The sequence below is a fragment of the Bacillus sp. AFS015802 genome, from assembly GCF_002561455.1.
Classification (GTDB): Bacteria; Bacillota; Bacilli; order Bacillales; family Bacillaceae_B; genus Rossellomorea.
In genome coordinates, this window is record NZ_NTUP01000010.1 from 40,314 (window position 1) to 62,759 (window position 22,446).

Genomic DNA, 22,446 nt, shown 5'->3' on the forward strand with positions numbered 1-22,446 from the left:
ATTGACACAAAAGAGAGCATGGGATACGACATTCGTACCCCATGCTCTCTTTTATTCGGATGCCCCCACTATAAAGCGCAGATGCTTCTGTAATACGTGTAGGGACTGCCCGCTTCCTTCATAGAGCTCTCCGTCCATATCGAGCTTTTCGTTTTGACCGAGTTCAATGTGGGCTTCCCTGGCTTGTATGTGCATGATATCGTCATATTCCTCGCTGATATTGCCCGTACTTTTAATGACGAGAAATTCCTTTAACAAAGGAAATCCGCTTTTCTTCACGATATAAATATCCATCAACCCGTCGTCCATATTGATACAGTTCGGCAGTGGATTGGACCCGATGGAACGTCCATTGGCGACCAACAGCATGACGACCTCTTCTTCCACTGTCTCTTCTTCTGTTGTAACCTTCACACGTAAGATAGGGGAATCCTGAATCGATTGGAAAGCACTTATATAATAGCTCAGTTTCCCAAGGACACTCTTTGATCCCACATCTATATTATCGCTGGTCTGTGCAACCAGTCCCGTTCCCCAGAAGTTACTGAAATACCTTTCCCCTGCCTGGACAATGTCGATTTCCTGTTCGTAAGGATGTTCGGTGATGAGACTGACGGCTTGTCCAATATTCATCGGTATACGCAGGGAACGGGCAAAATCATTGCATGTCCCACCCGGAAGGATTCCCACCAGCGGACGATTTTCGAGAACAGACAGCCCGTTGATGGATTCATGGATCGTACCATCCCCGCCCATGATCACCACCAGCTCATACCGACTCCCCGATTCCTTACAAACCCTTTCGGCATCACCTTTTTCTTTTGTTTTGTGAATGATCAGGTTCTCGCAAATATCCAATAAAGGGGGGACTGCATCCTTTAACAGGACCTCCAGCGTCCCTTGACCTGCCTTGCCATTGCATATGAGTAATATATCCGAAAATCTTGCCATGAATATCGTCACCTAACTTATAGATTAGTGTAGCAAATAAAAAGAGGCTGACCCAAAACGATGAGTAAATATCATCCTTAGAGGACCAGACCATAATTTCAGAGTCTATATTTATATCTGTGGAATTCTTGGCTTAGAATCCGATGGATCTTGGGTCAACCTCTTTTATGCCGTATTGGAATCTTCCTGAGGGACTTGGAGTACAGATCGACAGGCAATCCCGAGACGTCCTTTGATATAGCTTTGGGGATCATAGGGAATATGCTGATTCTGCATGCGATGGAGTTCCGTTTCCGCAAACATGGCAAGGGCACGACACACCTGATCTAAGGCCATGCTGAGACGGTGTGGATCTGGCTGATCCCGGCTCATACAGTAGTATGAAATCTCATCTGCCTTCTTTCTGATTTCCTTCAATGCCTGTAAATCAAACATCATTCTCTCCATGCCTAACCCTCCTCTTCACCTTACCTATAGTATATAGGGAATGAAGGGGAAATATGTCTGTCCACCATTTCGCTGCGGTTTAAGAATCTTGTGTTAACGTCTTAGGTAATGGTTGATACTGCTTTAGTGAATGAAGTATTTCACGTCTTGATTTCGTTTTTGAAATATTCACACCGACGTTCGACAATTTCGTTATCACTTTTTTAAAGCGATCGTTCTCCTTTACCACGTTATTCACCTCTTTTTAAATGATCGTTACCTATTTGTACGTTTGACTCTGTAAAAGGTTTCACTTTATGTTATATGGTTTCCCTTTTCCCTAAAAATGAAACGATAATCCTACTTTTGCACATTTCAAAAGAATAATTTGTTCCGAATTACACAATTTATACTCATGAAGACTAAACTATCGCTCATCCTTATCACATCGTCCCTATTCTTTAGTCTATTTGATCTACATATAACAAACGCTGAAAGTACGTATACAGTAAAAAAAGGAGATACATTTTGGACCATTTCCAGGAAGTTTCGAATCGGGTTGTCTGAACTGATCGGTGCAAACCCCCAAGTATCAGATCCCAACATCATTTATCCGGGACAGAACGTGACGATTCCAGGTTTCCAGTCAGAAAACTCATTCGAAGGCCAAGTCACTGAATTAACCAATCGGGAACGCCACAAAAAAGGCCTCCTCCCTCTTCAGATCGATATGAAGCTCTCCCAGGTCGCCCTGTACAAGTCCCGAGATATGAGAGATGCCGGTTACTTCTCTCACAGAAGCCCGACATACGGATCTCCTGATGAGATGATGAAACGTTTCCACATTTCGTATAACATGGCTGCAGAGAATATTGCTGCCGGCCAGATGAGTCCGGAAGAGGTCGTAAGGGAATGGATGGGAAGTCCCGTTCATCGGAAAAATATCCTCAACCCGGCCTATACACATATGGGTGTCGGTTATGCCAAGGGCGGCACTTATGGAACATACTGGACTCAATTGTTTTGTGCTGAATGATGAGAAAGTAACGGTGAAGGTCCGTCCCTCAAAATTGGAAATTCATCGTAAGAATAACTGGGGAGATCTGTCGGATAATAAACGTGTACTGCCAATCATGATCAAGGGGGAATGTTTCATGCAAGTACGTGATATTATGTCGACAAATGTGGAAGCCGCTTCTAACCAGGACTCACTTGAGAGCGTCGCTTCTAAAATGAGTTCAAGAAACGTTGGTTCCGTTCCCGTTGTTGAAAACGGACAGGTTGTCGGGATGATTACCGACCGTGATATTGCGACTCGTGGACTGACTCAAGGTGCACAAGGAAATGTCTCTCAGGTTATGTCCCAGCAGGTCGTGACCATTTCTCCTGATGCTTCTGTCGAGGAGGCATCGGCCATGATGTCCCAGCACCAGGTGCGCCGTTTACCGGTTGTGGAAAATGGACAGCTTGTCGGGATGCTTGCTCTTGGGGATCTGGCAGTGCAGCAGAAATCCGACCAAAGTGCCGGAAGCGCCCTTAGCGGAATCTCTCAAAATCACCTTCGCTAAAAAAGCGGAAGGGCACTACCTTCTAAGCTTTCTCGTGTCGAATAAGGGGCTATTGCATAGCCCCTTATTTGGCATTTGGAGAGGTCCGTCCCTCAAATCGACTGATTACGACGAAGAGATAGGGATATCGTCATTATTTTCATTTAGAGGGAGGATTTTCTTGATTTGTGACGAATATGTGAGTAATACAAATGGTGTCCATGGAGGAGGAGGTTTTGTATGAGTCGTGCTGCACGATCGTACCGCAAGGAAGTTCGTCATTTTAAACGTGAGAACCGCAAAAGAGTCTTCGCCGACAGCATTCTTGATTTCTTATTTATGCTATTTGGAATATCAATGATTACGGGTATTTTATTATTTGTTTTAGGGTTTTGGAATTTTTATTAACTCGATTATAGTCGCTATTCCAATTCATATGAAAGATCAAGCTGTTGCCATGGGTTTCTATGGCTTTTTTTTGTGAGTAAATCTCTGACTTATATTATCCTCATAGACCGACATATATTATCTTAAAATAATAATACGTCCCAGTACTTTTGTCTTGATACCCTTTGAAAACCCTTAATTACTATGACACAATAGTTCGCTCCCCTAAATACTTATTGGTAATATTTTAATATTCAGATAATAACTTGACTTTTATTTGAAATTTTCAGATAATATTACATGTAACCGACACAAATTTTTGAGGGGGTTATCATGGATATTTTAAATCATTTAGTCACGGAAGCAAATTCAATCTTGTGGGGGTATATTTTAATCGGTGTACTCCTCATTTTAGGATTATATTTCACGATTGGTTCAAAATTCGTGCAAATTCGCCACTTAGGTGAAATGCTTCGATTATTAGGTGATAAGGATGTTGTCGAAGCAGAGGGAAAAAAGCAGATTTCTTCCCTGCAGGCATTCTTTATTGGAGCAGGTACTCGAATTGGTACAGGTAATTTAGCAGGAGTAGCCATTGCCTTAGCAATTGGGGGACCTGGAGCGGTCTTCTGGATGTGGCTTGTTGCCATTCTCGGAGGAGCCAGTGCCTTTGTCGAAAGTACATTGGCCCAGATTTATAAAGAAAAAGATGAGGTAGGTTTCAAAGGCGGCCCCGGCTACTATATGAAGAAGCAGCTCGGCAAGCCATGGATGAGTTCGATCTTTGCCGTCACCATCATCCTATCCTTTGGGACAACCTTTAATGCCGTTCAAAGTAATACGATTGCAACGGCCTTCAGTAATTCATTTGGTATCAACACACTTGTAATCGGCATTGTATTAGCCGCCTTGACTGCACTCATCATCTTTGGCGGAGTTAAACGTATAGCCAATTTTTCATCTTTCATCGTACCGATCATGGCCGGCTTTTATATCGTACTGGCACTATATGTCGTCATTACGAATATCACTGAAATGCCCGGCGTCATCGCCCTTATTTTCAAAAGTGCCTTTGGCTTTGAACAGGTCGTCGGCGGCGGGATCGGTGCCGCCATCATGAATGGCGTGAAGCGTGGACTATTCTCCAATGAAGCCGGTATGGGTAGTGCACCGAATGCTGCCGCTACGGCATCTGTATCCCATCCTGTTAAGCAGGGGTTCATCCAGGCACTTGGAGTATTCTTTGACACGATCCTCGTCTGTTCCGCAACGGCCTTCATCATTTTGACATCTGATGCCTATGGATCAGGATTGACGGGAATCGAGCTTTCACAGGCAGCCATGTCGGAACACTTCAACTCATGGGCCGGTATATTCCTGGCGATCGCCATCTTTACCTTTGCCTTCAGTTCCATCATCGGAAGCTATTATTACGGGGAAGCGAACCTCCCATTTATCAATAAGAGTAAGACCGGACTCCTCATCTATCGCTTCATTGCACTTGGAATGGTAATCTTCGGATCTGTTGCGAGTCTTGATATTGTCTGGAGCCTGGCTGACTTTTCAATGGCCTTGATGGCCCTTACGAACTTGGCTGCCATCGGGATTCTGGCCCCGATTGCCTTTAAAGCCCTGGACAACTATATGACTCAGCGTCGTCAAGGATTGGATCCTGTCTTCTATGCAGATGACATACCCGGTTTAAAGAATGTCGAATGCTGGCCAAAGCGCCAAAGTGACATCCCTAAAAAAGCAGTAAATGAATAAAACCTTCCACTAAAGAGCAGGAGCAGGTCCCTGCTCTTTTTTTCTTGTCATTTTTTTCTAATCCATTCTCAGGTATACTATTTATAGAAAGTTAGTCAAAGGAGCCTTAACATGATGAGTATCCTATCTATTCTTCTGGGGGTATTATTTTTCCTTAACCTGATCCTTGCCTCCGTTATCATCTTTTTAGAGCGGAAAGATGCGGGAGCGACATGGGCCTGGCTGATGGTATTGTTTTTCATTCCATTGCTGGGGTTCATCCTTTATCTGATTTTCGGGCAAAACTTAAGCAGGAAACGGTTGTTTGATTGGGATGATATGAAGAAAATCGGGATAGAAGGGTTGATTCAGAATCAGATCCATTCGTTGAAAGAACATCGTTTTCCTTTTAAAAATGAAATATCCTCTCAATATCAGGATCTTATTTATATGCATCTGATCAACAATGAAGCACTACTGACACAGGATAATGAGGTAACATTGTTCACACACGGTGAAGACAAGTTTGAGGCGTTATTAGCGGACATAGAAGCCGCGCATGATTCTATTCATATTCAGTATTATATTTTCAAGAAAGATCAGTTAGGAAAACGGATCTTAGAGAAGCTTACTGAAAAAGCGAGAGAAGGCGTAAAGGTCCGGGTCCTCTATGATGAAATGGGGTCCAGGCGTACGAGGCGGGGCTTCTTTAAAGGCCTCCTCTCTGCGGGTGGTGAGGTGGAAGTGTTTTTCCCTTCGAAGATTCCCTTTATCAACCTTCGCTTAAATTATCGTAATCACCGAAAGCTGGTGATCATCGACGGGAAGGTCGGCTATGTAGGTGGCTTTAACGTCGGGGATGAGTACTTAGGCTTGAATCCGAAGTTCGGGTATTGGCGGGATACCCATTTGAGAATCGAGGGCAGTTCAGCTCTGGCCATGCAGACCCGCTTCATACTGGATTGGAATCAGGCCAGCCGTTCAAAGAAGATTTCCTATGACTTGCGGTACTTCCCCCTCTCATCATTCACGGGAGAGGCAGGGGTGCAAATTGTCACATCCGGGCCGGACTCTGAATGGGAACAGATTAAGAACGGCTATATTAAAATGATTTCGTCTGCCAAGAAGTCCATCTTCATTCAGACACCTTATTTCATTCCGGACGTCAGCCTCCTCGACTCATTGAGAATCGCCGCCCTTACAGGGGTGGATGTCCGGATCATGATCCCGAATAAACCGGACCACTTATTTGTCTACTGGGCCACATACTCCTACATCGGGGAGCTATTGAAAGCGGGAGTGAGGATTTATATTTACGATAATGGTTTCATACATGCGAAGACGATCGTCGTAGATGAAGCCATTTCGTCTGTCGGAACAGCCAATATCGATGTTCGGAGCTTCCGCTTGAATTTCGAGGTCAATGCCTTTCTATATGATCGCACACTCTCTGAAAACTTAAGTTCCGTGTTTATGGACGATAGTGAAAAGAGCAGGGAATTAACAATGGAAGGGTATCATCAGAGACCTTTGATGATCAAGGTGAAGGAATCTATATCAAGGCTCTTGTCCCCCATTTTATAGAAGGGGCGATTGGACATTGCCATAAGCAGATGGAAAAAGGCATAATAGAGATAATGCGTTATAGAGAGAGAGGGATTTAGATCATGAGTGTTCACAAAGAAATTTCCAAGCATTCCAACAAACAAAATCAGCTTGTTCAACAATTTATGATACTGGATGAGCAGAGGGAAAAAGCGATTGACGAAGTGGTTCAGCTTTGTTCTGCCGGAAAACCTTTTACAACGGACCGCATTAATTACATAACAAATGAAATCAATGACCTTGCAAGACGTGGGGTTGTCCCGCAAAGAAAGCTCGTTACGGCAGAAATGGTGAAGGAATATGTAGCGAGATTATCATAACCCATCTTCTACTTCAGGCAACACAAATAACCCTGATTCGTCTATTTCCACTCGGATGGTGAAGGCGGTTCAGGGTTATTTTAATTGAAAGAAGAACTCAGGCTTTTAATGCGCTATTCCACCCATCATATACAAACACGGGTTGTGAATCATTTTCGGCTCGTTCGATCACCACATAATTTTTATGGGCAACAACGGTTTGATCATCGGGTAAGTCCAGCGTCTTCGCGATTTCCCTATCCATTTTGACAATGACCGTATTTTCCCTAAGGGTTGTGACGACGCCATTGATGACATGTTTCTTTCTTCTGAATTGAACCGTATCCCCGAGATTGGCATTCTCTTTTGAGTAAACGAATGTATTTTCCATTTTCAAATCCCCTTTTTTAGTATAGTAAGAGTTCTCTTTTTAATTGAAAGAATTTTCTAATAATATTATTTTAACTTGTATTTATATAAATATCAATGAATGACTTATCGACTTATCCTTTTTGTACCACAATTTTATGAAGTCAAAACCTTTTGAGGTGTCTTTTTTTATTATGGATGTTTGCTGTGGCATCCATGGTCTTATATATACTTAGACATAAGATAAGGAAAATCCTTCCTTTTCTTTTATTTTGCATACAAAAAAGGCATCCAGGTGACAACTGGATGCCTGAGGAAGCTTTATTAATAGGCCAATGCGTTCTTTTTCTCTTCTTTCATGAGAACGAAGCAGAGGAAGATCCCTAATAGGGACAGTACGGCGAAGAATAGGTACACCGTGTATATCGAGTATGTTTCATAGATGAATCCGCCGACGAAGGTGCTGAACCAATTCCCGAGTCCGTTACCGATGGCCGAGTAGACGGTAACGGCGGTGGCCGTGATGTGAGCCGGTGTGATTTCTTTAATGTAACGAAGGCCGGCCGGAATGAATAGGCCAATGGCAAGACCCTGCATCACTGCTGAAGAGTAAACGAGCCATAGACTGGGTTCCGTAAAGTAGAAAAGCCAGCGGATCATGGAAGCGGCACCCGCTAATGCTGCTACGGTCAAGAGGCCGAATTTATCGATCCATCCTCCTGCGATCCTCATGAATGGCACTTCAGATAATACGGCGATCAAGAACGCGAGACCGATCCCGGCGTACGTACCACCTGAATCTTCCACAAATAATCCGAAGTACACATTGTTTGCAAGATTGGGGCCGAACACGAGGAATGTGACGGCCAGGAAGATCAGGAATTTTTTCATCGTGAATAATTCCTTCATCCCTGCTTTTAAATCAAGCTTCGCTGCCGCTCTCTCTTTAGGAAAACGGAAAGAGAGAAATCCGGATAGGACCAGGCAGATAAAGAAAGAGTAGAATATGATGGTCGGCCCGATGAATCCCTCCGAAAGCCTTCCCATGATAAAGACCGCAATACCGAATCCCAATGATCCGAACAGACGGATATTTCCGTAGTTATAGCGGACCTTACTCGTGTACTTCAAGCTGATGCTATCCGATACAGGGATGATGGCGCTTTGGAAGATCGCAACCAGAATCGCGACGATTAGCAACCCGTAGTAGAAGTCCATGAATAAGTAACCAAGTGCAAAGATACCCGCTATTAAAGAAGTCATTCCTAACACGAGGGTTGGACGATTCGTTGTGTCACTGACCATCCCCCATATCGGCTGGAAGAAAATCATCATGATGGGGCCCACAGACATGATGGTTCCGATCTGATATCCATTCAAGCCTACGCTTTCGCTCAAATAAACGCTGAGTAAAGGATATAAGCTGCCGACCCCAAAGAACGTCAATAAATAAAACCCTTGTAATGTAAAAATTTGATTTCGTACTGTTCTTTCCACTACCGTATCCCCCAAGATGTTTTTGTCTATCTTATAGTAGACCTTGACCGTTCAATTGTCTATGAGTTTATGCCTTTTTATGGATAAACTCATCGTTTTTAGCGGTGCTGGTGGCGAAAAAAGAGCATTCATGAGAGATTTCCGTTTGACTTTTTCGATTAAACCCTTTAAAGTATGGAAGTATATTTTAAATCAACTAAATAACATATCTTCTTATCCAGAGAGACGGAGGGACTGGCCCTGTGATGTCTCGGCAGCGGACTCGTTATGAGTGCTGTGCCACATCCAGCAAGCGTTATGCTTGAAAGATAAGAGGAGTGTTTCGTTTGAATGAAACCTCTTCTTATGTTGGAAGAGGTTTTTTTATTTGATTTTGACGACAAAGGAGTGTTAGGCATGCATCAAGAAAAAGGAAATTTACTGGCTTTATTGCCCTTGATCATATTTGTAGCACTGTTCCTCGGAGCAGGCATCATTTCAGGAGATTTTTATGCATTTCCTGTCCTTGTATCCATCATCATTGCAGCCGTTGTAGCCCTGTTGATGAACCGAAAAGAGACGTTGACGGCTAAGATTGAACGGTTCGCTAAAGGAGCCGGTCATCCCGATATCATGATTATGGTCTTTATCTTCTTATTGGCGGGAGCATTTTCAGGTGTGGCTGAAAAGATGGGAGCCGTTGATTCAACCGTCAACTTTGCCCTATCCGTCCTTCCAGGGAATTTAATCATTGTCGGTCTCTTCATCATTGCCGCTTTCATCTCCCTTTCTATGGGAACATCGATGGGAACGATCGCTGCCCTTGCACCGATCGGAGCAGGGATCAGTACTGGAACGGATATTTCAATGCCCCTGGCGATGGCAACCGTCATCGGGGGAGCGATGTTCGGAGATAACTTATCGTTCATCTCGGATACCACGATTGCAGCTGTTCGCACACAGAAAACGGAGATGAAGGATAAATTCAAAGTGAACTTCTTCATTGTACTGCCGGCAGCCATCATCACCATGGTGATCCTGTTGGTGCTGACAATGGGGAACCCATCCTCTGTCGGCGCGGAAAGCTACAATTGGATCAAAATTCTGCCTTACGTTGGAGTCATTATTGGTGCCCTTGCAGGATTGAACGTATTCGTTGTTCTATTAGGCGGTATCCTGTTAGCGGGAATCATTGGGTTTGTTGACGGAAGCTTTACGCCTGCCAGTTATTTCGGCAGTGTAGCCGATGGGATGACGGGAATGGCAGAAATCGTGATTCTATCGATCCTGATCGGGGGAGTGGTCGAACTCATCCGTCATAATGGAGGAATCCAGGCAATTCTTTATCACGCCACCCGCCGGATCAAGTCTCCCCAGGGAGCACAGCTTGCTACGGCAGGGTTGGTCAGTTCGACGAACCTATGTACAGCCAATAATACCATTTCAATCATCATTGCAGGTCCGCTTGCCAAGACACTAAGCGAAAAGTATGGTGTGGACGCCCGTAAATCAGCCAGTATCCTGGACATTTTCTCCTGTGCCGTCCAAGGCTTGATCCCATACGGGGCCCAGGCGCTGCTCGTGGCAGAGGTAGCCGGCATCTCACCGATCAGCATTATTCCATATGCTTTCTATCCTGTATTGATTGCGATTTGCGGACTGATTGCGATTCAATTCGCCCTTCCGAAGTTCACCCGTAAATCAGTCGCTGATGGAGATCCGGTTCAATCTTCATAATATGTTAAAAAGAGACAAATCCGTTTGGGTTTGTCTCTTTTTATGCGTCAGAGGTGATGAAATCGCTTGGTTCCAGGGTGACTTTCGGTTGTTGCGGCACTTTTAGATTTTATTGCAGAACTAAAAAAAGCAGATCCCGTCCCCGGGAGTCTGCTTTTCTTTTATAACAAATCATTCACATGATACAGCTTACCGCTTTCAATGTCCTTTTCCGTAACGAGATTCAATAGTGCATTCGCAACGGTATCCGTGCTGCGAAGCATCCCTTCTTCTTTGTAGCGCTGGAATGATTCGACGTCTGCGAATGCCTCTTTAGAGGAAGAACGGATCTCTCCCTGCATATCCGTATCCATCACCCCTGGACTGAAGGCAATGACCTGATGACGACTATGCTTGTGGGTAAGCTCGACGCTCACCGTCTCAGTCAGCATGTTAATTCCCGCCTTAGTCGCACAGTACGTACTCCACCCGTAAACGGGACGGCTCCCTGCCCCAGAGCTGATGTTGACCATGATCATTTTGGCGTCAGAACCTTTGGCTGCTTTAATCAATTCATTAGTGGCGATCATGGGAGCGAGCAAATTGACATGCACACTCGTCTCAAGTGCCCCATTATCCACTTCACCCGACGGATTGATCGGGTTCACCACTCCAGCATTTTGTACAACATATATTCTTTTGGCTTCAGAACCAAATACTTTTCTTCCGGCTTCACGGAAAACGGCTTCTGTTTGATCTGGTTGCGAAAGATCACAAGAAAGAAATTCATATGCCACTTCTTTTTCCCTGGCAAGCTTTTGCAAGCTGTCATTTTCCGAACGGGAAATATTCAGGACGCCGATGCCTTTATCTATAAAGAGCCTCGCCACCGATTCCCCTAAGCCTCTCGTTGCTCCCGTCACGATTGCATAATCCATATTGAATCATCTCCTTCTTACCTATTGATTATAAGGGAGAGTGTTCTTTACACAAAAAATTAAGCATCGGGTTAACAAAAGATTTACGAACGACCGATGATCAAGGCATGCTCTCATCAATTAAATGATACTCCGGTATCAAATCTGACAGTGGAACGATTGATGCTTTTTTCTCATAAAGGGGAAGGAACTCTTTTAACATGGTCGCCACCTTGATTCCTGTTACCCCGACATGTCCGATGGCTATCGTCGCTTCATCACTGTCTAATTCTTTTGAAAGGAGCCTCGCCTGCTTCCCGATGTGGTGGATCGTGTAGACGTCATCAAAAAACAATTCGTTTTCAAGATACGGTACCCCCAGCTCTTTCGCAAGCTTAGGGATGACGCTCTTCCCCGTCGTTTTGCTATCCAGGTAAAATAAACCCTTTTCTTTGCATATCTCCAGGACGATCCGCATGACCCGCTCATCCGCTGTTGCCTTCGAACCCATATGATGATTGACGCCCACTGCATAAGGCACTTCTTCTATCGCACCCTCCACTCTCTTTCTGATCTCTTCATCTGAAAGAGAAGTCGTGATCGCTCCCGGTCCCAGCCAGCTTGCCTTCCCGGACACCGGTTCCATGGGAAGATGGACGATGACCTCATGCCCTTTTTGATGGGCTTTTTCAGCGTCTGCTCTGGTCGTCGGCAAGAACGGCATTACAGCGATCGTCAACGTGACGGGCAGGCTCAGAATTTCTTCCGTTCCTTTCATGTCGTTACCCAAGTCATCGATCACGATCGCAAGCTCATTGTGATGAGCGGGAAGGGGAAGAATGTTTCTTGCTGACACTGTCGTTTGAATCGAAAAAGTCATAACTAAACAAATAAGCAGGATTTTCATCTCGTCACACTCCTTTTCCCTTTATGATGTCCATTTTGGGTAGGATATACGAATGGAGGTCCGTCCCTCTTATTTCATCCATAAAGAAAGCCCGGAAGCGTGGTTACGCTTCCGGGCTGGGAATGTATGAGGTCCGTCCCTATTCATCCCATGCTTTGGTGGGGCGGTCGCCTGGGTAGCCGTGAGTTTGTCGGTATGTTTTTCTTTGGGTGGTAAAGTCCCACCAGTTCTTGGTGCTTGATGGATGGTTGGCGTGGTGGACGACACATCTGAGGGAGTCTTCTACGCAGGGGTCCATCCAGACGCCGTATTTCTTTTCTAAATCGATGATGAGGTCTTCTCCCTTCTCATTCCTTATTTCTTCGAAGGTATAAAATCCAAGATCTTCTACGACATTGTGGGCCATACTGGGTCCAATGGAAGGGATCTGTTGAAAGATGGACATGCCGACTAGGTAACGGGATCTTTCCAACGAGATGTTCAGTTTATCTTGGAGACGTTCAGGTGAAAATCCATGGATATCTCCCAATCGTATCTTCTCTTTACGAAGTGCCGCTCTTTCTTTATCAGTCAGTGGAAGTTTCGGACTTTTTCTACTCACGCTCGTCTCCTCCTCTAGCCCTTGAATGTTTGCCTGCGGATGAATTGAAAGTCTTCGACGGCTGGACTTAGGGCTTTCTTTTTTACCAGTTTATGTTTCGTCTTGATCGGTTTGTTGTTTACCAGCACCCCGACTTTTGTTTGCTGGATTTCCTTGACCCCCTGTACGATCAGCTGCATGGCGATGATTGCGATCATGAAGGCAACCAATGGTGCGATGACGATCCAGTACTTGCCGGTCATGAGAGAATTCTTCGTGGAACTGATCAGGCCGGACCATTCAAACGTCCCTGACTTCGGTGGATCCGGCACCAGTCCGCCGGTTATGATCGTTCCCCCCAGGAAGAGATGGAATAAACCGAGATGGACGAGGATGAGCAACGTCTGGATGAACTGCTGCCCCCATATAATAAATAGTCGCGGAGCCAGATGAGGGAAAAGATGGGTCCAGAGCAGATGCTTATTGCTTCCCCCAAGAAGCTTCGCTGATAGCACGAAATCCTGCTTTCCCAACAGTTTCAATTCATTCCCGATTAATACGGTGGTCAAAGGCAATACGAGGATGGTTAAGACTACCGCTTCAAACACAAGTCTTTCTAAAATGGAGTGATCCCACCCTAAAACGGGCAACCCCCATAACACCGGTCTTAATAGAAGATACGCGATAAGACTCAGAGGCAGAAAATGAATGGAATCCACCATGCGGTCCAGCCAATTCTTCCTGCTTTCTTTCAGGTGAAAGTGATAGGCAATCCCGAGATAGAACCCGCCGATCACCCGCATAGAAGCAACAATCAGGGCAAATAGCAGGGTATACTTGGCTCCTACAATAAGCTGATCAAGAATACTATAACCAAAGAAGTCCGATCCGAGGATCATGTCCCCGAATGGTTTATGGGGAGGGGCACTGATGATCCTGCCCTCGTCATTTTTCATGAATTGAATTTGCTTTATCGGTTCTTCTTTTAACGTTGAATAGAGGAAACTAGCTGCAATCAAACCAAATATCACGCTGAACCCGATGGCAAACTTACCGTTATGCATATGCTGCCACCACAGCCGGCGGATGGTCGCAAGAAAGCGCCATATCTTCCATTCCGTCCATTTTGTTTTATCTCTTTTATATTTCGTGTGATCTTCACTGCTCTCATGACTGATCCACAGATATACTCCCTGATAGACAACAAAAAAAGGGGTGTAGATCATGATCAATGAGATGGCGATCACCATTGGCCTGAAATCTTGAATGATGTAATAGGTAATGCCTTTCATATTGAAAATCGTTTCAATGATGAATAGACTGGACAGCATTCCCCAAATGATCAGCTTTCCATGGTAAAAAAGGCTTGGTGAAATATTTTTCAACACATGGAAAAAGAGAATCCGCCCTTTCGACATCCCCTTACTCTGGGCAAATTCAATATGAGGCTTAAGCAGTTCCTCCTCCATAATGAACAGGAGGATACGAAAGAATGAAATCATCGGTATGATGGACAACGTAATCATCGGGGCAAGGAAGACCTTCTCTTCCCCATATTCTGCAAAGTTCATGAGCTCCACACCGAAATATTTAAAAACAGAGACGATCAGAAGCTGAAGCATGAAGGCGAACATCAAATCCGGCACCGTCTCCAAGAGGTTTAACACTTTCTTAAGGGCAGATGTAAGCGGGCGTGGTAAAAATATGGTGAAGACGGTCAGAATAAAGGCGATGCCAAGCCCTATGCCCAAGGCCCCTCCTATAATCTGGAGAGAATACAGATAAGGCCCCCAGAGCATATCAAGAAAATCAACGGTGACCCCCTTATATGAATAGCTCCAATTTGTCCCATCGAGGAAAACAAAGATAAATTTGATAAACTCCTCCATGTACCCTACAACATTATATAACCCTCTCTCCCTGAACACTTCAGGCGCTATACTTACAGCAAGAATGCCGATCAGGCCGAGAATATAATAAAAAATAAATCTAATTGGAAAGGCGAGAAGCTTCATATTCCGGTTCCCCTTTTTTCTCTTTTTCCTCAGTTTAATAGATATGTTAAAATTTTTCAATTTTATTTCAAGTCTGACAATTACATAACAAATAAAGCGACTCTTTTGATTTCAGAGTCGCTCTTCCACTTTTAAGCCAACAACCGGCTGGGCCTTCCTAAGTAAAAGCCTTGTCCGATGGTGATACCGATTTCCCTTGCCACCTGCATATCCTGCTTCGTCTCGATCCCCTCGAGGACGATCAAGGTATCTTTACCGTAAAATTGGCTGAAAAACGAGAGGAACCGCTGTTTCTTTTCATCCTGTGCCAGGTTAATGGCGAAATAACGGTCAAGCTTGATGATCTCCGGTTCATACTCGATCGATTTCTTTATGGAGGACGTACCTTGCCCGAAATCATCAATGGCATACCAGACACCAAATTGCTTCAGTTCTTTCAGGGACTCTTTTAATAAAGGGTTTTGCCAAAGCTCTTCCGCACTTGATTCATTAATCTCCAGCACAAGTCGTCCCTTGATGTCAGGGTGGCGGTTCATCAGATTTGAAAAATAAGTGTGAAAGCCCGGATGAAGGATCGTCGTAATATAAATATTCAGAAACAGCTTACAGTCCCCGATCCCATTTTCCGAAAAGCTTTCAATGGCTTTAGAAATCGACAAAGTATCCAGCTTGTACAGGATATTAGCCTTCATGGCCGATTGAAAGACACTTTCAGGATTTTCGTTATATTTATTCCGTAACAGTCCCTCATAAGCATAGAGGGTTCGATGCTCACCCATATCAAACAATGGCTGAAAATCATGATAGATTAAGTCGTCTTGAAAAATAGTAAAGATGTTCATAGGACCCCTATACTCTCTCTTTATTTTTTTTGCCATAAAAAAACCACACAAAAACGCATTCCCTCGCGTTCGCATGTGGTCGGTTGCGCTACTAGCTCCCCTAAATGTAAGCGCCCATCTATCATTTAGGTTCAAAGCCCCCAAGTCGAATTGTCAGTTTATGATGATATATGTCTTATAAGAAAAATATACCACAAACCTGGTACTTATGGGGTATATTTTCTTTAAATTATTAGAAAATTCATAAAGGAAAGGGTTACCTTGATACAAACGGATTGTCGCTAACCCAAAATCGCCACGGATAATCCCTTGCTTCCCCCGTGTTATCTATCCCTATCCGTTTTCCTTCTGAAATGCTGTCGGGCTGGTACCCTTTTGTGATCATGAGCGGCGGCTGTAAGAAGCTCCCTCCATAATCCTCCATGGTGATGCCTAATGCCTTTGTCAACTTGCCGGGTCCATTCGTCCAATTCTTCTTCACATGCCCGGGCCTTCTCGCTTCCATAAGCTCCTGCCCGTGAAGAGGCTCGACGGCTCTGATGAGGATCGCTTCAGGTTTCTCCCTCTTTCCGCTCACTACGTTCACCAGGCAGTGAGTATGCATGACGTATGTATAAATGCGGCCAGCTTCATGGAACATCACTTCCGTCCGTTTTGTGCGCCTGTTCCCGTAACTATGGGCGGCCCTGTCTATCGGCCCCATATATGCTTCTGTTTCCACTATATAACCTGAAGCGATTCCTTGCTCCGTTTCTTTCACTAACACACAGCCGAGCAAAGACTTGGCAAGCTCCAGTGTGGGCTGCTCGTAAAAGGAGGGGGGCATTGGTGTTTCGTTCATGACGTTTCACTTCCTTCTCAACGATGGTTCGGTCTCTATATAGCTATACCCCATCCTTACTGAACTAAATCTGAACACAATTCCAACCTATTTTTAACAGGATAAAGAATCCGACGGGCGTACATATTAAAGACTGTTACCAGCCATCTTTTCTTAGGCAAAACCATGTAAAATGGAGGAATCTTCATGAAAAAACGACTCTTACTATGTGCCGTCATCCCTTTTATGATGATGACTGGCTGTAATAACGATACCAATGATACACTCACTGATACCGAAAACGTGAATTACGATCCGGTTTCCTTTGGAAACGACTACCGGGAAGGAAGGGATGGATCTCAAGGAAATCAAACGGCCCTTCACCGCTTTATGGCTCCGATTGATCCAAACGGAGACTTGCGTGAATTCACCCATTTAGATCCTGGTGAAGAATACAGATTCGGTAATGAAGGGACACCTCAGCCGAACCAACCTGCCGGGGAGCCGGATACAGCCCAACCCGAACCTCCTGCACAGCAGCCCAAACAAAATGCTCAAACTTCAGATGCAAGCGGTTTTCAAAAGCAAGTCATTGACTTAACCAACCAGGAACGTAAGAAAAATGGACTCAACCCGTTAAAGATGGATGGTGAGTTAACCAATGTAGCTGAAATGAAATCTGAGGATATGAAAGAGCATGACTATTTCTCCCATACCTCTCCAACGTACGGTTCCCCGTTTGAGATGATGGAGAACTTTGGAGTGGATTACTCAACCGCTGCAGAAAACATTGCCGTTGGGCAGAGAACACCGGAATCAGTGGTGAATGCTTGGATGAACAGTCCAGGTCACCGCAAAAACATTTTAAACAAACAGGTCACTCATATTGGCGTAGGTACAGCCAAGGATGCGAGCCAGGGGATTTATTGGACACAAATGTTTATTGCGAAGTAAAGAGTAAGACCGGCCAATGCGGCCGGTCTTCTTTTCTTTCTTCTTTACGGGATTCTACAGGTTCACCTTCATGAATTTACACACGTCAGTAAAGCCCAATTTTTCATACAATTTAATTGCATGTTCATTAAACACATACACATTCAACCTTACTTCATCGTAGTCTCGATCCTTCAGCTCCAGAAGGGCTTGTTTTAACAACTTAGTTGCATGCCCCCTTCCACGGAACGACTTCTTTACATATACGTCATTGATCCATCCAATCTCTTTCGTGGTGATCCAATCAATACTCTTATCCACCTGTACCCATCCTGCTAACTGATCTTCCTCACGGACAACGAGGAAATAGGCTCCATGTTCGATAGAGTGACGATATGCTTTTTGCATTTCCTCCTTATGCCTTTCATATGGAACGCCTGTCGCTTCTTCCCGGTTCGCCCCCGCCATTTCAAATATTTCATCTATCTCAACTTCAGTAGCCACTCCAATTTCAACCGTCAATTTGTCCCCCTCTTTCATCTTTGTTCTGTCCCCAATTCCATTATAAGGGATATTCGTTCTACCACAGTCATTTATTTCTTGAGCTCTTCCGTCTCCGCCTCTGGTCTGACTCAAAAATAATCCCGTGGCTCATTGTGATGGTATCCGCTCTGGATTAAAATATAATTATCAAATGGAAAATCAAACCAAAGCGAGGGATTGAAATGAAAAACGCATTCGCCGTTATGATTGCGCTGCTTGCAATCGGGACGCTATTTGTCATCTTAAATGATAATACATCACTATTCGCAAAAGAAAGTCAGTCAGGGGAACGGATCGAAGTAACGAACAAAATCAAACAGATTGATCTTCATTTAGAAAGCAGTGACACAGAGGTCATACCTACAGACGAACATGAGGTCAAGGTTGATTATGAAGGAAAAGGCACCATGACATTAGCTCAAAATAGGGACACGATCAATGTCACGGTCAAGCATAAGTGGTATGAATGGATAGGATTCAATCGTAAATCAAACGTCACGGTTTATGTTCCGAAAGAATATGACCACAGCATGGACATCGATATTGGTTCCGGCAATCTCGTGATGGCGGGAGAATCCGGTTCAAAGAAGTGGAAGCTCGATGAATTATCCGTTGACATGGGGTCGGGGAATATGGAGCTGAAAAATATCGAGACGAACGTATTCGAACATGATGGTTCTTCCGGGGATTTGGTTGTCGATGCCCTCTCGACGAAGGATGGAAAAGTGGACATCAGCTCGGGAGATGTAGAATTAACGAATTATGAAGGTCCCTTGAAAGGCGACTTATCATCAGGAGAATTAACGGTCACCATGAATGCTTTAAAGGGAGACCTGAATGTTGATGTCAGCTCAGGTGGAGTAAATCTTGATTTACCGGAAGACGCGAGCTTTAAATTGAACGGGAATGCAAGCAGTGGAGACATTTCCTGCAATCTTCCTTTAAAGGATCAGAAGATAGACGCTGGGGATATTTCCGGGGTCGCAGGCTCAGGTCAATATACCATTGATGTGTCAGTGTCCAGTGGAAATGTGAATATATATTAAAGAAGAGTGCCGGGAACATCCCGGCACTCTTTCCATTATTTATGATGGAATGGACATTTTCCTTCAATCGGTTCCACATCGTCCCCAATAAAGTACTGCTTCCACTCACGATGTTCCGGGTCCCCATAATGACTGATATTGGGATGCTTCGGTAAGCCGTCCCATTTTTCGACCCGCTCTCTTACTTTTTCCCTGGACATGATACCCCCCTTGGACGTACCCTCCAATCCTTCAAAAATCCTTCTTGGCTGAAATCCGAGTACTAAGCTATTCCCAAGATCCCTCGTCTTTCGCTGCTTGTAGGCAGGAGCATTCCCAAACACGAAGAACGGTTCCCCTGCAAAGGAAAAAGCCCACAAATGATGATCCGGGTCCTCTGGGTAATCTTCTGGCCAATCCTCCTTATCCTCACCATGGAGAAACTGAAGGATTCTCCAGAAATAATCCCTGTAATGAGGGACGGACCTTTCCTCCCTTTCAGGTTCCACAAATAAAAAGAAGCCGTGACGGATCAGGCGCTCTCCTTCTGGTACATCAAACAGGTCGATGAACTCTTGTATCGTTTGGGGGAGATGCTCCCAATTGTCATGACTGATATAGGAATAGCGAAGCTCACCCTTCTTCTCTCCTGTCATACCAAAGTAACAAGGGAAAGTCCGGTCCGTTACCACCTCATGAAAATTCTTATATTCTTCTAGAACCCATTGAGGGACGATCTCAGGGTTTGTCATATCTTCTTTTGTCAGTAATAAACTGCTCATTGTCAATTTACCCACCTCACATGTATGTCGATGGTATGCTCTTCCCGAATTTTGACAGGTTAAAACAATAACTGACAAAAAACCACCATACTGCCATCTTAGAAAAAGGGTAAAGCGGAATCCGCTTTACCCTTTCTTTACCTCCGCCCCTAATTCCACGCCGAGTGCCACAATCGATTGATTGATCCTCCACACATAGTAGAGATGGTGAATGAAATCCACCTGCGATTTACGCCAGCTCGGCGCCTGGGTTTCAATTCTTTCCCGTTCCGGGCTTAAATCCCACATGACAGGATTGTTTTCCTTTTCTTTTAACAACTTCTGAAGTATTTCGATATTGTGTGAGATTTTCTCTTCCGTTTCCTTGAATGCGCTGCTGAGCTCTTCTGAAACCTTTGCCGGTACCTTCCGATGGGACGAGGCAAGCAGATGCTTCGCATAATAATTGATGGCGGTCACCACCGTGATCCACCGCCCTACTCCTGACCTTGTCATCGCGCCGGGTCTTTGGAGAAGAGATTGTGCCTCATCCTTGATCGCCTGAAGTTTCTGATCCAAATCAAAGGCCTGATCTGTTAATGGCTTGTCTTCTGGAATCGTAAAGGTGTTTATATAGGAAGAAACATACCCTTGCAGCTCGCTAAAGAAATCATCGAAGCTATCGGCGACTTTGTCTTTTGTCCTCTTTGGTAATACAAACGCAGACACCGTCAACGCAATCACCGCTCCCGCAATCGTATCAATGACTCTTGCCCCCATCAGTTGTATACTGATCCCGCCAAGGAGGAGATCATACATAAACGCTATCAGCATCGTAATGAATAAGCTCATCAGTGTATAGGAAACAGGAAAGAGATAAAAGGCGAGGAACAAGACCGCAAACAGTAGAAAAACTTCAAGCTGCGAGTTTCCGGTTACAAGGTTGGCCGCTCCGAATCCAAGTACGGCTCCTATCACTGTCCCGATCGATCGTTGGAAAGCCTTCATATACGTCCTGCCTACCGACTCAGTACCAATTTGAATGATAAAGGCCGTCAACAGGACCCAGTACGGCTGTGCAGGTGCAATCAGCTCACCGACAATGATCGCGAGCGTTCCCGCCACCAGCGCTTGTATCGCTTTGCGCGTGGAAGGTTTCAAACTCTTGGTCTCTTCCTCCGTCTCCTCTTTCCCTTCTTCTTTCAATTCACCATCATTCTCTGCAGGCGTCTCACGGTATTCCGGCACCTTCAATGATTCCTGGATGGTGATGGCCGCTTCAAGCACATGGTTGGCTATGGATTCGATCCGTCTTAGCAGATATACCCAGCCTTCTGGTTTTTCTTCCTGATTCAGGACCTCAGACAATAGCAGACGAAGGGCCTGGATCGCCTTTTCCGCCTCTTCAAGGGAACGGGGATCATAGTCCTGGGCCAGTACCTCGGCATCACGGAGGGAACGGAGGACCCATACGAGCAGGCGTCTAAGCTCCATGACCTCCAACGCTTCCAGGTCCTTCAACTTCTTCAATGAATCCGTCAGCGTCTGTATGAGCATCTCTGTATCAAAGACATATAAACGGAGCTGTGACGCTTCGATACCCGGCCAAAGCTTCTTTAAATCATTCTCATTAATATCACCCGCTACGCTTCTGGCATACTCATTCAGCCTTCTCACATTGCGGTCCAGTTGCTTTCTGCGCTTGTTGCTCGTCTCCGGGTCCTCTATCATCTTCATCAAGATTGTAAACGTCAAGTTGGATTGAATATGAAACGAACGCATGCTTCTCCTTAACATATGGACAGAGTCCTTGAAGATGATGAAGTTATAAAGGAACGCGAACACGACCCCTATGACGATCCCAAGGTAAAACCATTCAAGATGGGCCACATCCAGCTGTAGGATCGACGATATATAAATTGACATAAACCCTGCCATTCCCATGGAAAAATAGCGGATGGCAAAGCGTGAAAAGTAAAAAGCGCTAAAAATAACCCCTACCAACAGGACGTTCACCACAAGACTGTAATGAGCAAAAGCAGATCCCAGTGTAATCCCGGCTGCCACTGCGACACCGACCAACAGGGTCGTGATCTTCTTTTTCCCGGTCGTGTCATCCATGACGACAAAAATGCCAAGCATCCCCACCATCCCTGACACAATCGCCGGGGTGATGGATGGATGATCAAAATGCTTCAGTAAAAAAAGCATCGTAAAGACAGACGATACCAAACTGATCGTTGCTTTTCCCGCCTGCTGAAACCTTTTTCGGCCCGGGTCGGACGCAAGGATCCTCCCCAGCCATATATGCTGTCTATGTAAATGTTTCATCTCTCATCAAACCCTTATCTACGCACCGTTTTTCATTCTCTTTTATCGTACCCTTTCCAATAAAAAAGTAACCTGGACTGCGGAAGGCAGCAGGTTACTCTATTTCGCTGGTGCACGAAGAGAATGGAATCTATTTGTATGATTATAAGGGTTTTAGGTGGTTGGGTAAAGGAAAGTGCTTGGTTAAACTCTCTATACCTGTAGGTCTATACACACATCTTACAATTACAATACAATTCTAATTTTCCAA

At 44.8% G+C, this 22,446-nt stretch carries 23 protein-coding genes and 2 riboswitches; of the genes, 9 read left to right on the forward strand and 14 right to left on the reverse strand.

Going from position 1 to position 22,446, the window contains the following annotated elements; all coding sequences use genetic code 11:
* Nucleotides 1-51 precede the first annotated feature (51 nt).
* The 3 genes from CN378_RS06485 to CN378_RS22870 form a co-directional block, all read right to left on the reverse strand.
* The gene (locus CN378_RS06485) at nucleotides 52-951 is read right to left on the reverse strand and encodes a diacylglycerol/lipid kinase family protein (protein ID WP_098351099.1); all 900 of its coding nucleotides are present in this window, start codon (nucleotides 949-951) and stop codon (nucleotides 52-54) included.
* Nucleotides 952-1,116: 165 nt separating this feature from the next.
* Entirely contained in the window at nucleotides 1,117-1,398 is a 282-nt protein-coding gene (locus tag CN378_RS06490; RefSeq protein ID WP_257141038.1) for a hypothetical protein, read from the reverse strand.
* Nucleotides 1,399-1,477: 79 nt separating this feature from the next.
* Complete coding sequence (locus tag CN378_RS22870; protein ID WP_306471845.1) at nucleotides 1,478-1,636, reverse strand: Lmo0850 family protein; 159 nt, start codon at nucleotides 1,634-1,636, stop codon at nucleotides 1,478-1,480.
* A 156-nt stretch (nucleotides 1,637-1,792) separates the two neighbouring features.
* Between CN378_RS22870 and safA the strand changes: the two genes are divergently transcribed.
* The 6 genes from safA (at nucleotide 1,793) to CN378_RS06520 (ending at nucleotide 6,982) form a co-directional block, all read left to right on the forward strand.
* A complete protein-coding gene (gene safA, locus CN378_RS06500) occupies nucleotides 1,793-2,413 on the forward strand; it encodes a SafA/ExsA family spore coat assembly protein (RefSeq protein ID WP_098351101.1) in 621 nt (206 codons plus the stop codon).
* Nucleotides 2,414-2,531: 118 nt separating this feature from the next.
* Nucleotides 2,532-2,945: a CBS domain-containing protein gene (locus CN378_RS06505; RefSeq protein WP_257141039.1), complete on the forward strand. Its 414-nt coding sequence runs from the start codon at nucleotides 2,532-2,534 to the stop codon at nucleotides 2,943-2,945.
* Between the two features lie 219 nt (nucleotides 2,946-3,164).
* On the forward strand, nucleotides 3,165-3,332 hold the full coding sequence (locus tag CN378_RS22545; protein ID WP_156030145.1) for a hypothetical protein: 168 nt from the start codon (nucleotides 3,165-3,167) through the stop codon (nucleotides 3,330-3,332).
* Nucleotides 3,333-3,644: 312 nt separating this feature from the next.
* A complete protein-coding gene (locus CN378_RS06510) occupies nucleotides 3,645-5,078 on the forward strand; it encodes an alanine/glycine:cation symporter family protein (protein ID WP_098351102.1) in 1,434 nt (477 codons plus the stop codon).
* 114 nt (nucleotides 5,079-5,192) lie between these two features.
* Nucleotides 5,193-6,641 carry a cardiolipin synthase gene (cls, locus tag CN378_RS06515; RefSeq protein ID WP_098351128.1) on the forward strand — a complete coding sequence of 483 codons (1,449 nt, stop codon included), beginning with the start codon at nucleotides 5,193-5,195 and terminating at the stop codon, nucleotides 6,639-6,641.
* An 83-nt stretch (nucleotides 6,642-6,724) separates the two neighbouring features.
* On the forward strand, nucleotides 6,725-6,982 hold the full coding sequence (locus CN378_RS06520) for a YpbS family protein (protein WP_098351103.1): 258 nt from the start codon (nucleotides 6,725-6,727) through the stop codon (nucleotides 6,980-6,982).
* Between the two features lie 97 nt (nucleotides 6,983-7,079).
* Here the strand turns inward: CN378_RS06520 and CN378_RS06525 are convergent, their stop codons facing one another.
* Nucleotides 7,080-7,352, reverse strand: coding sequence for a DUF2187 family protein (locus tag CN378_RS06525; RefSeq protein WP_098351104.1), 273 nt, complete (start codon nucleotides 7,350-7,352; stop codon nucleotides 7,080-7,082).
* 302 nt (nucleotides 7,353-7,654) lie between these two features.
* Entirely contained in the window at nucleotides 7,655-8,827 is a 1,173-nt protein-coding gene (locus tag CN378_RS06530) for an MFS transporter (RefSeq protein ID WP_179884828.1), read from the reverse strand.
* A 210-nt stretch (nucleotides 8,828-9,037) separates the two neighbouring features.
* Nucleotides 9,038-9,142, forward strand: a riboswitch (SAM riboswitch).
* Between the two features lie 81 nt (nucleotides 9,143-9,223).
* On the opposite strand from CN378_RS06530, the gene CN378_RS06535 reads away from it, so the two are divergent.
* Nucleotides 9,224-10,543: a Na+/H+ antiporter NhaC family protein gene (locus CN378_RS06535; protein WP_098351129.1), complete on the forward strand. Its 1,320-nt coding sequence runs from the start codon at nucleotides 9,224-9,226 to the stop codon at nucleotides 10,541-10,543.
* Nucleotides 10,544-10,704: 161 nt separating this feature from the next.
* On the opposite strand, the gene CN378_RS06540 is transcribed toward CN378_RS06535, so the two are convergent.
* The 6 genes from CN378_RS06540 to CN378_RS06565 form a co-directional block, all read right to left on the reverse strand.
* The gene (locus CN378_RS06540) at nucleotides 10,705-11,460 is read right to left on the reverse strand and encodes a (S)-benzoin forming benzil reductase (RefSeq protein WP_098351106.1); all 756 of its coding nucleotides are present in this window, start codon (nucleotides 11,458-11,460) and stop codon (nucleotides 10,705-10,707) included.
* A gap of 100 nt (nucleotides 11,461-11,560) precedes the next feature.
* Nucleotides 11,561-12,346, reverse strand: coding sequence for a divergent polysaccharide deacetylase family protein (locus CN378_RS06545; RefSeq protein WP_098351107.1), 786 nt, complete (start codon nucleotides 12,344-12,346; stop codon nucleotides 11,561-11,563).
* A gap of 139 nt (nucleotides 12,347-12,485) precedes the next feature.
* Nucleotides 12,486-12,947, reverse strand: coding sequence for a helix-hairpin-helix domain-containing protein (locus tag CN378_RS06550; RefSeq protein ID WP_098351108.1), 462 nt, complete (start codon nucleotides 12,945-12,947; stop codon nucleotides 12,486-12,488).
* Between the two features lie 14 nt (nucleotides 12,948-12,961).
* Nucleotides 12,962-14,941: an ABC transporter permease subunit gene (locus CN378_RS06555; protein WP_098351109.1), complete on the reverse strand. Its 1,980-nt coding sequence runs from the start codon at nucleotides 14,939-14,941 to the stop codon at nucleotides 12,962-12,964.
* A 131-nt stretch (nucleotides 14,942-15,072) separates the two neighbouring features.
* Nucleotides 15,073-15,819, reverse strand: coding sequence for an EAL domain-containing protein (locus CN378_RS06560; RefSeq protein ID WP_179884829.1), 747 nt, complete (start codon nucleotides 15,817-15,819; stop codon nucleotides 15,073-15,075).
* 32 nt (nucleotides 15,820-15,851) lie between these two features.
* Nucleotides 15,852-15,933, reverse strand: a riboswitch (cyclic di-GMP riboswitch).
* Nucleotides 15,934-16,039: 106 nt separating this feature from the next.
* The gene (locus tag CN378_RS06565) at nucleotides 16,040-16,624 is read right to left on the reverse strand and encodes a DNA-3-methyladenine glycosylase (protein ID WP_098351111.1); all 585 of its coding nucleotides are present in this window, start codon (nucleotides 16,622-16,624) and stop codon (nucleotides 16,040-16,042) included.
* A gap of 186 nt (nucleotides 16,625-16,810) precedes the next feature.
* On the opposite strand from CN378_RS06565, the gene CN378_RS06570 reads away from it, so the two are divergent.
* Nucleotides 16,811-17,557 (forward strand): CAP domain-containing protein, encoded by a 747-nt coding sequence (locus CN378_RS06570; protein WP_098351112.1) that lies wholly within the window; start codon nucleotides 16,811-16,813, stop codon nucleotides 17,555-17,557.
* A 54-nt stretch (nucleotides 17,558-17,611) separates the two neighbouring features.
* Here CN378_RS06570 and CN378_RS06575 read toward each other — a convergent pair whose 3' ends face one another.
* Nucleotides 17,612-18,172 (reverse strand): GNAT family N-acetyltransferase, encoded by a 561-nt coding sequence (locus tag CN378_RS06575; protein ID WP_142323583.1) that lies wholly within the window; start codon nucleotides 18,170-18,172, stop codon nucleotides 17,612-17,614.
* An 89-nt stretch (nucleotides 18,173-18,261) separates the two neighbouring features.
* On the opposite strand from CN378_RS06575, the gene liaG reads away from it, so the two are divergent.
* Nucleotides 18,262-19,125, forward strand: a complete 864-nt coding sequence (gene liaG, locus CN378_RS06580; protein WP_098351114.1) for a LiaG family protein — start codon at nucleotides 18,262-18,264, stop codon at nucleotides 19,123-19,125.
* Nucleotides 19,126-19,160: 35 nt separating this feature from the next.
* Here liaG and CN378_RS06585 read toward each other — a convergent pair whose 3' ends face one another.
* Together CN378_RS06585 and CN378_RS06590 are read right to left on the reverse strand one after the other, a co-directional pair.
* Nucleotides 19,161-19,886 (reverse strand): YqcI/YcgG family protein, encoded by a 726-nt coding sequence (locus tag CN378_RS06585; protein ID WP_098351115.1) that lies wholly within the window; start codon nucleotides 19,884-19,886, stop codon nucleotides 19,161-19,163.
* 126 nt (nucleotides 19,887-20,012) lie between these two features.
* Nucleotides 20,013-22,196 carry an FUSC family protein gene (locus CN378_RS06590; RefSeq protein ID WP_098351116.1) on the reverse strand — a complete coding sequence of 728 codons (2,184 nt, stop codon included), beginning with the start codon at nucleotides 22,194-22,196 and terminating at the stop codon, nucleotides 20,013-20,015.
* Nucleotides 22,197-22,446 lie beyond the last annotated feature (250 nt).